Below are 12329 nucleotides of genomic sequence, written 5' to 3' on the forward strand. Positions count from 1 at the left end.
GGTGGCGGTAAAGTACACTTTTCCGCCAGGTTAAGGGTGCTGTTTTCCAAAGGATTCCGCCCTGTTGCGAAAGGTGGAACGGGCCATGCCGGAGCGTTTGGCGGCTTCGGAAGTTGAAATGACGTTTTCCCGCCAGAGCGTGTAAATTTCTGGAAAATCGGGTGGAAGAGGGCGCGGTTCGCGGCCGAAGCGCACCCCTTGAATTTTTGCCGCGGCAATGCCCTGCGCCTGCCTGCTGCGGATGTTTTCGCGCTCGTTCTGTGCCACAAAGGAAAGCAGCTGCAGCACAAGGTCGGCGATAAAGGTGCCGAGCAGGTTCTTGTCGCGTCTGGTATCGAGCAGTGGCATATCGAGGACGAGGATATCCACACGCTTTTCCCGGGTCAGCAGCCGCCACTGTTCCAGAATCTCCTCGTAATTCCTGCCCAATCGGTCGATGCTCATGACGCAGAGCCGGTCGCCCGGCCTGAGCCTTTTGAGCATGGCCTGATACTGCGGCCTTTGAAAATCCTTGCCCGACAGCTTGTCCATGAAAATACACTCATGGCGTATGGCCTGCCGCTCAAGGGCGATGCGCTGGCGGATCTCGTTCTGATCGGTACTGGATACGCGGATATAGCCGTAGGTTTCTGTCATGCTGGTCCCTCCTCTCCGCTCACCGTCCCGCGCCCGAAGCCGCGCGGCTGCGGTGAAACGGTGCTGTTGTGTCCGGAGACGGCGGGCGGGGCGCAAGAGTCCTCGCCCCTCCTGCCCTTCGGCTTCGGCCAATCCTTCACGCCGGAGTCTTCACCGCCTCCATGCCTGCGGCCATAGTACGGCTTCTCCTTCAACACTAACGCTGCGGAAAAACGCGGCGAACTCCCGCCGCTCCCGCAGGCCATACTCTTTTCATGGGGATTTTTCTGTAACAGCGAAGCAGGGCTGCCGTTATCGCCCGGCAGGACGTTCTGCCCCTGCTCTCAATAAAAACTCTTTCAGTTTCAGACAGTGATTGCGAATCCCGTACTCTTCATTCGAACCGTTTTCGAGCCGTTAATGTCCCTTTGGGGGAATTGCGGCAGCAAGTCCTTGCCGCCCTCCCCTCTTGCCGGCCAGTGAGGTGAAGGCATTGAACGGATAAGGCAAAAATAAGAGCGAATCCGGCATACCTATGGCCGCTGGAAAAGAATAAGAATAGTGAGTATCTGAGGAGTATCCTCATGAAGAACGATGCGGTATCACAAAGCATTTTGGAAAGCACAGACTTCAACGCACCGCGTCCTATGCGCTGGATTGCGGCTGCGCGGGAATCAGCGCGGATCAGGGTATTTCCGCATCAATAGATACTCCTGGGATATTCCGTCCATTGCCAGGATTTTCGCTTGCCCGCAGCAGAAAATCAGGATTTGATGGAACGCATCCCCAGCCATGCGGGACTCTGCCGGTTTGAGTACATGAGATTGCCCGGCGTGGGAAACCGTGATGAGGAAGTGGCCACGCTCCAGCGCAGAGACCAGGGAAAACCGCCTTCGGCAACGGAGAAACGCGGGTCACAGGAGCAGAACATGACGGAATCGACGCCTAAGGACGGAATACATGCTGCACTGAAGGCCGGCTTGCTGAAATGGCTTCCCGCTCCATCACGGCTGGAAACCGCCATCGAGGGTTTGGCTCTAAGCCGGTATGATGAAGACGTTTCCGCCATACGCTGTTTTTATCACCCTATGGTGGCTCTGGTCGTGCAGGGATTCAAGCGCTCCATGATCGGCGACCATGAGGCGAATTACGGCGAGCTGCACTGCGTGACGGTCGGCATCGATATGCCCGGCGTGTTCCATGTCACGAACGTTTCGCCTCAAGCACCGTTTCTTTCGCTCTCCGTCAAGCTGGACAGGCGCATCATTTCCCAGTTGATGACGGAAGATCCTTCCCTCGTGACCTCCGGGGAAGGGGATTGGAATCCCGTTGTCGTGGACGAAGCGGGCAAGGACCTTTTGCAGGCCTTTGTCCGTCTGGTTGAACTTCTGGATACGCCGTCGCGAATCCCTGTGCTCGCTCCCATGATTCTTCGGGAAATCCATTACTACCTGCTTTGCGGCAATCAGGGCAGATGTCTGCGGCTGTTCAGCACCACCGGCACCCAGGCCAACCAGGTAGCGGAGGCCATTTCCTGGCTGCGAAAGCATTATGCGGAGTCCCTCAGTATGGAGGAGCTGGCCCGGCGCGTGAACATGGCTCCCTCAACGTTCAATCGCCATTTTAAGGAAGTGACCAGCCTGAGTCCGCTCCAGTTTCAGAAGCGCCTGCGCCTGTATGAGGCTGAACGCCTGATGCTGATGGAAGGCAGGGACGCGGGAACAGCGGCGCTCATGGTCGGCTATGAAAGCGGTTCCCAGTTCAACAGGGAATACAAGCGCCAGTTTGGCGCTCCCCCCCGCAGGGATGTGGCTAAAAAACGCTCCTGACACTGCGGTCTGTCCCTAACCATCAGGCGGAAAGCTCTCCTGCAAGGGCTTTCCGCCTTCTTTTTACCCCTTTCATCCCCCAAACGAATGGCCTTTGAAAAGGCATTCTCTCCGGCGCTCGCGAGAGCAGCCGTCCGCATCGAATGAGCCTGAAAGCCGCACGTTCAGGAGAAATGACGGCAGCGCCCTTCTGCAAGGGCAAAATTCCCAGAGCAAAAGGCTCTATCGGTCGAATCCGGCAAAGAACAGCGCGGATTGGATATGGAGTCTCCGTCATGGAATACCTATGTTGTCATCAGACAAAGGGAAGAAGGAAAAGAAACACCATAACAAGGAGTGCTTTGTGTTGCTGAAATATTTAATCGCCCTTTTTGGTATCTGTTTGAGCGCAGCAACCGGTCTGACAGATGTGGCACACGCTCAAAGTGCCTCTTCCAGAGAGACTCTGAACGCCAGGCAGGAAAGTGTTATCCCCATTGCAGCGTTCACGGCGAACGGCAATGTGGAAAAGCTGAAGACCGCCCTTGCCGAAGGTCTGCAAAACGGCATGACCATCAACGAGATACGGGAAGTGCTGGTGCAGATGTATGCCTATACCGGTTTTCCTCGCAGCCTGACGGCTCTGAACACCTTTATTGCCTTGCTTGATGAGCGCAAGGCTCAGGGCATTCACGATGAAGTTGGGCGCGAGGCCACGCCCCTGCCCGATACGGCGAACATCCGCGAAATCGGCACGGCAAACCAGACCGCCGTTATCGGCAGACCCGCCAGCGGACGGGTCTATGAGTTCGCGCCCGTCATTGACACCTTTTTGAAGGAACATCTTTTCGGCGACATTTTCAGCCGTGATGTTCTCAGTTTTCAGGAACGGGAACTGGCCACGGTTTCCGCCCTGGCCAGTCTCCCGGCGGAGGCTCAGCTTCGTTCTCATCTGAATTGCTGTCTGGTCGTTGGCTGGAGTGAAAATCAGCTGAAAGCGTTCGTCACTGTACTCGGAACGAAGGTCGGCAAAGCGGAGGCGGAACTGGCAGAAAAGGCATTGGCTGCTGTTTTGAAAAACAGAAGTCAGTCAAAATAATATCATGCTTTTGCATGGGAGGAGACAAAAATGAACAAGATTTCTCTGGCAGTCGTGGCTATGGCATCCTCACTGGCCTTCACAGGCGTCGCACATGCGGCTGAAAACAATCCGTTCGGTCTTGTGTACAAGGGGGCTATTATGGAAAACGTCAAGGGCAAAGTGAACATTCATCCGGTTACCTATACGCTGAACGGCCTGAAAATCGCGGCCAATGTCTATACGCCCGCCGGATACGAGGCCACGAAAAAATATCCCGCCGTGGTCGTGGCGCACCCCAACGGCGGCGTCAAGGAACAGGTGGCCGGTCTCTATGCCCAGCGTCTGGCAGAAAAAGGCTATATCACCATCGCGGCGGACGCTGCCTTTCAGGGGGCCAGCGAAGGCACGCCCCGGAACGTGGACAAGCCTCAGTTTCGCACCGAGGACATCCACGGCATGGCTGACTATATCAGCGCCTACCCCGGCGTGGACGCCAACCGCATCGGCGCTCTGGGGATCTGCGGCGGGGGCGGCTATACGCTGAACGCCGCCAAGTCCGACAAGCGTTTCCGGGCTGTGGCCACACTCAGCATGTTCAATTCCGGCCAGGTACGGCGCAACGGCTACATGAACACCCAGCTTGATTCCATCCAGGCTCGCCTGAAGGAAGCGTCGGACGCCCGTATTAAGGAACTTGCCGGAGAAATCGGCTATTCCGGCAACGTCGATTTTGACGCCCTGACGGACGAGAGCATCAGCAAAATTCCCACGGATCTGTATCGGGAAGGCATGATCTATTACGGTCAGACGCACCGTCACCCCAACTCCACCTTCCGCTATACCACAAGCAGTCTCATGGATCTGATGAGCTGGGACGCCACCGACCATATCGAGCTTATCAATGTTCCCCTGCTGATGATGGCCGGGGAAAAGGCCGACTCGCTGTACATGTCCGAAGAAGCCTTTGAAAAAGCGACGGGAACCACCGACAAGGAATTGTTCCTTATTCCCGGTGCGACGCATATCCGAACCTACTTTGTGCCGGAATATGTGGATCAGGCCGTTGCCAAGCTCACGGAATTCTACGGCAAGCATCTGAAATAACGTGTCACCGACAAAGCGGCTCACGGGGGAGGACGTCAAAGCCCTCCCCCTGTCGCCGAACTTTTCACGGAGAATACCATGAAACGCCTTTCCCTTTTCGTCCTTTGCCTGCTGTTTGCCGGGGTTATGACCATGTCCCAGGCTCGTGCGGAAAGTCAGGGACAGATTGTGATTTCTGGAGGTTCCCGTCCTTCGGCCGCAGCTCCGAAGCAGAATTTCACAGGTCACGTCCGCGTTGATCCAGCTTTTGATACCCAGGCCCCGCAGCGCGTCTACGGAGCCTACGTTACTTTTGAACCGGGCGCGCGCACCAACTGGCACACCCATCCCTTGGGACAGACTCTTATCGTCACGTCCGGCATCGGGCTGACCCAGGAATGGGGCGGGCCGATACAGGTCATCCGGCAAGGAGACGTGGTGCTGTGCCCTCCCAACGTCAAGCACTGGCACGGCGCAGCTCCCAATAACGCCATGACGCATCTCGCCATAGGCGAACGGCTGGACGGCAACAGCGTGACCTGGATGGAAAACGTCACCAATGAACAATACAACGCCCGGTAACAGCCAATAATCTAAGGCCAACCATCATTAAAGCAGGCAAAAACCAGACTCCAAGCGCATACCCCATAGGAGACGGCAATAATGAAAACCATCCTGTTGAATGACGGCAATTCCATCCCTGCCGTCGGTTTCGGAGTATTCCTGATTCCCGGTGACGGTTCCACCTATAACGCCGTCAAAGAAGCTCTGCGCGCAGGCTACCGCCACATCGACACGGCAGCCGCCTACTTCAACGAAGCCGAAGTCGGCAGCGCCATCAGAGACAGCGGACTTTCCCGAAAAGACCTTTTCGTGACCAGCAAACTCTGGATTCAGGATTACGGTTATGAAGCAGCCAGAGCTGGCATTGAGACGTCTCTCCGCAAGCTGAATATGGACTACATCGACCTCTACCTGCTCCACCAGCCCTACGGCGATGTACCAGGCGCATGGAAGGCGCTGGAGGAGGCGCAGAAGGAAGGAAAGCTGAAGTCCATAGGCGTCAGCAACATGACCCCGTCTCTCTGGAAAAAATTTGTTCCTCACTTTGACACCTTGCCCGCCGTCAATCAGGTGGAGTGCAATCCCTTTTTCCAGCAGCGGAAACTGCGGAATCTGCTTGCTGCGGACGGCGTGATGCTGGAAGCCTGGTATCCCCTTGGTCACGGAGACAAAAAACTGCTTGAGCATCCGCTCATCATCGCCCTGGCGCAAAAGTATCATAAGAATGCCGGGCAAATTATTTTGCGCTTCGAGGTGCAGGACGGAATCGTCGTTCTGCCGAAATCCACACATCCGGCCAGGATTGCCGGAAATATTGATATTTTTGACTTTGCCCTGACAGAGGAGGAAATGCAGGAACTTCAAGGACTGGACACCGGCAGGGGAACGCACGATCCGGAAACTCCCGGACTGGGAGAGCTGCTGCTGGAAAAATACAGGATACACGATTGACAAACACCGAGGCGGTCAATCGCAAGGGCCTCATCTCGGACAACACGGAACAGCGTTTCAGCGCTTATGGAGGCTGCATGAAATCCCGTCATGATGAATCCACTCTGCCGGCCGCAAAACTGTCCAGACGCGGCGTCATGAAACTGATCGCCTTTGGCCTTGCGTTCAGCGTACTCGCGCCGACGCTGCCGGCCCTTTCCGCCTCTCTTGCGGAAACGGTGGGGCAAAAGCCCCTTATCATCTATTTTTCCATGCCGGAAACGGACAATCCTGACAGCATGACACGCGAGGAAGACAACAGCGTTGTAGTCATCCAGGGAAAAGTACTGGGGAATACGCAGTATGTGGCGCAGCTGATACAGGAAATGACCGGCGGTGACATCTTCCGCATTCTGCCGCAGAAACCCTATCCCACGGACCACCGCACACTGGTCGAGCTGGCCAGGAAAGAACAGAGGCAAGCCGCCCGCCCGGCCATTGCGGGAAAAATTGAAAACCCAGGAGCCTACGATACCATCTTTCTCGGCTATCCCAACTGGTGGGGAGACATGCCGATGATTCTGTACACGTTTCTGGAACAGTACGATTTCTCCGGCAAGACACTTATTCCCTTCTGCACCCACGGGGGCAGCGGCTTTTCCCGTACCATCCAGACCATACAGGACAAACAGCCCGGCGCGGCCGTGATACGCAACGGCTACTCCCTTTCCCGGAGCCGTATGGAACGGGCACCGTCCGGCGTGGCGGAATGGCTGAAGGAAATCGGACTGAAAAAATAAGGAGAAACCATGAGCAAGCACATTCTCATTCTGGCGGGCAGTCCGCGCAAGAACGGCAATTCCGCCGCACTGTGCCGCGCCTTTGCTCGCGGCGCCGAGGAAAGCGGCCATCAGGTGGAAACGGTTTTCCTGCGGGACAAGAAAATCGGCTATTGTCTGGCCTGTTACCACTGCAAAAAAAGCGGCGGCGTCTGCGCCATCAAGGATGACATGGCCGATATTCTCGATAAAATGAACCATGCTGATGTCGTCGTCATGGCCAGCCCTGTCTATTTCTATTCCATTGACGCGCAGCTGAAGGCGCTCATCGACCGCACCGTGGCGCAATGGCTGACCATCAAGAACAAGGAATTTTACTACATTATGACCGCCGCTGAGGAAAGCGACACCGTCATGGATTGTACGCTTGAATGCCTTCGCGGGCTTGCCAAATGCCTCAAGGGGTCCGTCGAACGCGGCATCATCTGCGGGAAAGGCGTGTACGAACCGGGCGAAATCGAATCCAGACCCGCCATGCAGGAAGCCTATGCCATGGGCCGCATGGTATAGCGGAGAAAACCGACATGAAACAACGTCATCTGGGAAACGGACTGTCCGTTTCGGAAATAGGGCTTGGCTGCATGGGCATGAATCACGCCTATGGGAAACCCGCTCCCAGGGAAGACATGGTCAAACTGCTTCACCATGCCGTGGACCTGGGGTGCACCTTCTTTGATACCGCCGTTGTGTATGGTGAAGCCAATGAAGAGCTGCTGGGCAAAGCCTTTTCTTCCCTGCGTGATCGGGTCGTGCTGGCAACAAAATTCGGCATCGTGGGGCAGCGCATCGAAAATGGAAAGCCGGTCAATCTGCTGGACAGCACGCCCGCGTCCATTCGTCGGCAAGTGGAAGGCTCGCTGCGCCGTCTTGGAACCGACCATATCGACCTTTATTACCAGCACAGGGTAGACCCTCATGTGGAACCGGAGGTTGTCGCGGAAACCATGAACGCCCTGATGAAGGAAGGAAAAATCCTGGGGTGGGGTCTTTCCAACGCTCCCGTTGACTACCTGAAGCGCGCCCATGCCGTCTGCCCTCTGGCGGCTGTGGAAAACCAGTATTCCATGATGTGGCGCGAACCTGAACAGGGACTGTTTGACCTGTGTTCGGCCATGAATATCGCTTTTGTCGCCTACAGTCCTCTGGGCAACGGTTTTCTGAGCGGGCGCTTCACTCGTGATACCGTATACGGAGAAGGCGATTTTCGCGGATTCATGGGGAGGTTCAGGCCGGAGGTCATGGAACGCAATCAGGCGTTGCTGAATCTCATCCGTGACCTGGCCGGAAGCAGGCAGGCCACACCCGCCCAGATTGTCCTCGCCTGGGAGCTGGCGCAGCGGCCTTTCATCATTCCCATCCCCGGCACGACCAGCCCGCAGCGTCTGGAAGAAAATCTGGGGGCGGCGCTCATTGAGCTTTCCTCGGAGGATCTGGCGGCCATAAACAACACACTGGCTCAAATTGACGTGGATGAAACGTACTTTTAACCGCCTTTCATAATAAGGCTATATTTTCATTCATTCGAGAATGCTCAGGAGGAGTTCCATGAAAAAGGTAATGCTTTTGACCGGCGCAGGGCAGATCGGTATGGCCATAGCCCGCCGGGTGGGCTGCGGGATGCAGATAGTCATTGGGGACAAGCGCAGGGAGAATGCGGAAGCAATAGCCGACATCATGAACAAGGCGGGGTTTACTGCCGTCCCTGTTGAAATGGATCTGGCTTCCCGTGCGTCAATCCTGGCGTTGATAGACACTGCACAGCAGTATGGTGAGATTTCCATGCTCGTTAATGCGGCCGGCGTTTCTCCCAGTCAGGCCTCCATAGAAACCATTTTGAAAGTGGATTTGTACGGTACCGCCGTTCTTCTGGAAGAAGTCGGCAAGGTCATCGGCAAAGGAGGCGCAGGCGTGACTGTTTCCAGCCAGTCCGGACACCGGATGCCTGCCCTCGGCATGGAGCTGGATGAACAACTTGCAACGGCTCCCACGGAAGAATTGCTTACCCTGGAAGCCCTTCAGCCCCAAAATATCAGAGACACACTGCATGCCTACCAGATGGCAAAACGCTGCAATGTGAAAAGAGTTATGGCGGAAGCTGTCAAATGGGGAGACAGGGGAGCGCGGATCAATTCCATTTCCCCCGGCATCATCGTGACGCCGCTGGCACTCGATGAATTTAACGGGCCGCGAGGTGATTTCTACAGGAATATGTTTGCGAAATGCCCTGCCGGACGGCCCGGAACGGCTGATGAAGTCGCCAACATCGCAGAGCTGCTCATGAGCGACAGAGGCGCGTTCATCACCGGCGCGGATTTTCTGATCGACGGCGGGGCTACGGCAGCGTACTTCTATGGATCGCTTAAGCCTGAAAAATAAAAATGCGTACAGACAGAAACCTGTCGTTACCTCTAAAAAACGCAGAGGACTTTCCCTTTTTCATTCCCTGCATAATGAAGTTTCTCTACCTCTTATTTTTACTGGTCGGAATAACGATTTTCTCCGCCTCGGCCACATCCGCCGCGAAAGGCAGTATGGAAGACAACATGGACAAAGCTCTATGGCTTACGGAATCAGATACCATCGCCGACATGGTGAATCATCCCGCTTTTGCCGGTTTTGGAGCACATCTGATTCCAAGGCCGCAGGACGCGCAAAGCGATCTGCCCCTAAGCGAAGTCGGGCGGCTCATGCCCTGGCACAGCCATGTGCGGCCCGACATGGTGACGACCGCGCTGAACCGCATGATAGACGACGCCACGACCGGCAAGACCGTGTTTTACCCTTTTCATGCGGAGCGGGAAAAGCGGGAGCGAACCGGCCTGTTCTATTTCAGAGGCAGGCCCGGCACTCCCTTTGCCCTAATTTTTCCAGGCGGGGGCTTTGCCTATGTCGGTTCCCTGCACGAAGGCTTTCCGCTGGCGGAGGTGCTGAGCCGCGAGGGCTACAACGCCTTTGTTCTGCACTACCGCACCGGCGGCCCGACAGTGGCCTATGAAGACATGGCCGCCGCGCTTTCCTGGATTTTCCGCCATGCGGAAGAACTGGAGGTGTCCACCCAAGGTTATTCGGTGTGGGGCGGTTCGGCGGGGGCGCGCATGGCGGCCGACCTGGGCTCATACGGCGCGGCGGCCTTTGGCGGAGACAGCGTTCCGCGCCCGGCGACTGTGGTCATGGCCTACACCGGGCACGACCGCTATACGGAGAGTGATCCCCCGACCTTTGCCGTGGTCAGTGAGGATGACCCCATAGCCTCCCCGCGTATGATGGAGCGCAGGATTGCGGCGCTGAACGCGGCAGGCGTGGATACCGAATTTCATCTGTACCGCAATGCCGGGCACGGTTTCGGCGTCGGTACGGGAACCGATGCTGAAGGCTGGATGGAACTCGCCGTCCGCTTCTGGGAAAAACACATGACAACCGAAGTTCCATGAGGAGATTTGTTGCATGTCGATGAAAACCTTTCTTTCCCTTGCTCTCCTTGCGGCTGGAATGCTGGCAACATCCGCCGCAGCCGTTCCCAAACAGGCTTTTGTCCCTCTTATCATCCAGGAACAGGGCAGCTTTTCCGCCGGCGGTACGCTCATTTCCGCCAAAGAACCCTATGACCCGCTGCATCCTCAGGCCGCAGGGCAGACACTGCACGGCGACCATGCCTCTGTGTTCTACCAAAAACCGATGGATGCCCGGAAATATCCCCTGGTGTTTCTGCACGGAGCCGGGCAGTCCGCAAGAACTTGGGAAACGACCCCCGACGGGCGTGAAGGCTTTCAGAATATCTTCCTGCGGCGCGGTTACAGCGTGTACCTGGTGGATCAGCCCAGACGGGGAGAGGCCGGTCGCAGCACCGTTTCTGCTGCGGTCGAGGCAACGCCCGATGAACAGTTCTGGTTTGGGCAGTTCCGCATGGGACTGTGGCCGGATTTCTTCGAAAACACGCAATTTGCCCGAGGCGATGAGGCGCTGGAACAGTTTTTCCGTCAGATGACGCCAAGTACCGGTTCCTATGACGCCGGAGTTATTTCTGACGCACTGTCCGCCGTCTTTGAACGTGCAGGTGACGGTATTTTGGTTACTCATTCTCAGGGCTGCGGGCCGGGCTGGCTTACCGCCATGAAAAGCAAAAACGTGCGCGGTATCGTGGCGTACGAACCGGGCAGCGGTTTTGTCTTCCCTGAAGGGGAAGTGCCCGCTCCCATGGCCAATGCCAGTTCCTTCGGTCCGCTCAGCGCCGGAGAAGTGCCGCCGGCTCAGTTTATGACGCTGACCAGAATACCCATCGTCATCTACTATGGCGACAATATCCCGGCTGAACCTGTCAGCCAGCCCCACCAGGATTACTGGCGGGCCGCCCTGTGTATGGCGCGGCTGTGGGCGGACGCCGTAAATCGGCACGGCGGCGATGCCACGGTCATCCACCTGCCCGAAGCCGGACTGACCGGCAATACCCATTTTCCCTTTTCCGACCTGAATAATGAGAAGGTGGCGGAACATCTTGCAGACTGGCTGCATGAAAAGGGACTGGATTGACACTTTCCCAAAGGACATAGAGACCAAGGAGGCTGTATCATGAATGTTATTCTGGTTAATGGAAGCCCGCATGAACATGGGTGTACATACACGGCACTCTCAGAAGTAAAGAACACGCTTGAAGAGGAAGGAATAGGCGCAGAAATTTTCTGGATAGGCATAAAGCCCCTTGCAGGATGTCTTGCCTGTTTGAAGTGTTTCACGCTCAAACGGTGCGTCTTTAATGACAGAGTGAATGACTTTCTGGCCATTGCGGCGAATTTTGACGGATATATTTTCGGTTCTCCCGTACACTGGGCCGCAGCGGGGGGAGCCATCACTTCCTTTATGGACCGCGTCTTCTATGCGGGAAGCCATTCAGGCCAGGATCTTTTTTACCTGAAGCCCGCCGCTGTCGTAGTTTCCGCACGGCGCGCCGGAACCACGGCAACGTTTGAACAGCTAAACAAATACTTCGGCCTGCTGCAAATGCCGGTCATATCTTCGCAGTATTGGAACCTTGTGCATGGCATGAACCCCGATGAGGTGCGGCAGGATATTGAAGGGATGCAGACCATGCGCACTCTGGCAAGAAACATGGCGTACCATCTCAAATGCAGGGAGGCCGCACAGAAAGCCGGAGTTCCCCTCCCTAAAAGAGAACCTGTTACCCTCACAAATTTTATTCGGCACTGTGAGTAGGTTATTCTGATTAGGAACGAGGAGATAGAACCCTCATGCAAGGGGAAACTCTCCAGTCCTCAACTCTATGGCGCGGTGTCCTGCCAGAGGGCCGCGCCATTTGTGGTTAAAAGAAAACCTCCAACCTGGTCTGCCCCCTGTCAAGTAGACATCTAAAAAGCCCCTGTGGCATTGATTCTAAGCGGTCAGCTTTTCCCGATA

At 56.0% G+C, this 12329-nt stretch carries 14 protein-coding genes; 13 read left to right on the forward strand and 1 reads right to left on the reverse strand.

Going from position 1 to position 12329, the window contains the following annotated elements; all coding sequences use genetic code 11:
* Window positions 1–30 precede the first annotated feature (30 nt).
* Window positions 31–636 carry a recombinase family protein gene (locus tag Q0Z94_RS09330; RefSeq protein WP_298069063.1) on the reverse strand — a complete coding sequence of 202 codons (606 nt, stop codon included), beginning with the start codon at window positions 634–636 and terminating at the stop codon, window positions 31–33.
* A gap of 563 nt (window positions 637–1199) precedes the next feature.
* Between Q0Z94_RS09330 and Q0Z94_RS09335 the strand changes: the two genes are divergently transcribed.
* From Q0Z94_RS09335 to Q0Z94_RS09395, 13 genes are all read left to right on the forward strand, one after another.
* The gene (locus Q0Z94_RS09335; protein WP_298069065.1) at window positions 1200–1322 is read left to right on the forward strand and encodes a hypothetical protein; all 123 of its coding nucleotides are present in this window, start codon (window positions 1200–1202) and stop codon (window positions 1320–1322) included.
* Between the two features lie 39 nt (window positions 1323–1361).
* The gene (locus Q0Z94_RS09340) at window positions 1362–2444 is read left to right on the forward strand and encodes an AraC family transcriptional regulator (protein WP_298069067.1); all 1083 of its coding nucleotides are present in this window, start codon (window positions 1362–1364) and stop codon (window positions 2442–2444) included.
* 343 nt (window positions 2445–2787) lie between these two features.
* On the forward strand, window positions 2788–3522 hold the full coding sequence (locus Q0Z94_RS09345; RefSeq protein WP_298069069.1) for a carboxymuconolactone decarboxylase family protein: 735 nt from the start codon (window positions 2788–2790) through the stop codon (window positions 3520–3522).
* Between the two features lie 30 nt (window positions 3523–3552).
* Window positions 3553–4608 carry an alpha/beta hydrolase gene (locus Q0Z94_RS09350; protein WP_298069071.1) on the forward strand — a complete coding sequence of 352 codons (1056 nt, stop codon included), beginning with the start codon at window positions 3553–3555 and terminating at the stop codon, window positions 4606–4608.
* A gap of 78 nt (window positions 4609–4686) precedes the next feature.
* A complete protein-coding gene (locus Q0Z94_RS09355) occupies window positions 4687–5169 on the forward strand; it encodes a cupin domain-containing protein (protein ID WP_298069073.1) in 483 nt (160 codons plus the stop codon).
* A gap of 81 nt (window positions 5170–5250) precedes the next feature.
* On the forward strand, window positions 5251–6102 hold the full coding sequence (locus Q0Z94_RS09360) for an aldo/keto reductase (RefSeq protein ID WP_298069075.1): 852 nt from the start codon (window positions 5251–5253) through the stop codon (window positions 6100–6102).
* Window positions 6103–6179: 77 nt separating this feature from the next.
* Entirely contained in the window at window positions 6180–6881 is a 702-nt protein-coding gene (locus Q0Z94_RS09365; RefSeq protein ID WP_298069076.1) for a flavodoxin, read from the forward strand.
* Between the two features lie 9 nt (window positions 6882–6890).
* Entirely contained in the window at window positions 6891–7430 is a 540-nt protein-coding gene (locus tag Q0Z94_RS09370) for a flavodoxin family protein (RefSeq protein WP_298069078.1), read from the forward strand.
* 14 nt (window positions 7431–7444) lie between these two features.
* Window positions 7445–8407: an aldo/keto reductase gene (locus tag Q0Z94_RS09375; protein ID WP_298069079.1), complete on the forward strand. Its 963-nt coding sequence runs from the start codon at window positions 7445–7447 to the stop codon at window positions 8405–8407.
* Window positions 8408–8465: 58 nt separating this feature from the next.
* The gene (locus tag Q0Z94_RS09380; RefSeq protein ID WP_298069081.1) at window positions 8466–9296 is read left to right on the forward strand and encodes an SDR family oxidoreductase; all 831 of its coding nucleotides are present in this window, start codon (window positions 8466–8468) and stop codon (window positions 9294–9296) included.
* Between the two features lie 167 nt (window positions 9297–9463).
* Window positions 9464–10351: an alpha/beta hydrolase gene (locus Q0Z94_RS09385; protein ID WP_298069083.1), complete on the forward strand. Its 888-nt coding sequence runs from the start codon at window positions 9464–9466 to the stop codon at window positions 10349–10351.
* Window positions 10352–10364: 13 nt separating this feature from the next.
* Entirely contained in the window at window positions 10365–11447 is a 1083-nt protein-coding gene (locus Q0Z94_RS09390) for an alpha/beta fold hydrolase (RefSeq protein WP_298069085.1), read from the forward strand.
* A 39-nt stretch (window positions 11448–11486) separates the two neighbouring features.
* On the forward strand, window positions 11487–12128 hold the full coding sequence (locus Q0Z94_RS09395) for a flavodoxin family protein (RefSeq protein WP_298069087.1): 642 nt from the start codon (window positions 11487–11489) through the stop codon (window positions 12126–12128).
* The last annotated feature ends 201 nt before the right edge of the window (window positions 12129–12329 follow it).

It is taken from the genome of uncultured Mailhella sp., assembly GCF_947631555.1.
Classification (GTDB): Bacteria; Desulfobacterota; Desulfovibrionia; order Desulfovibrionales; family Desulfovibrionaceae; genus Mailhella.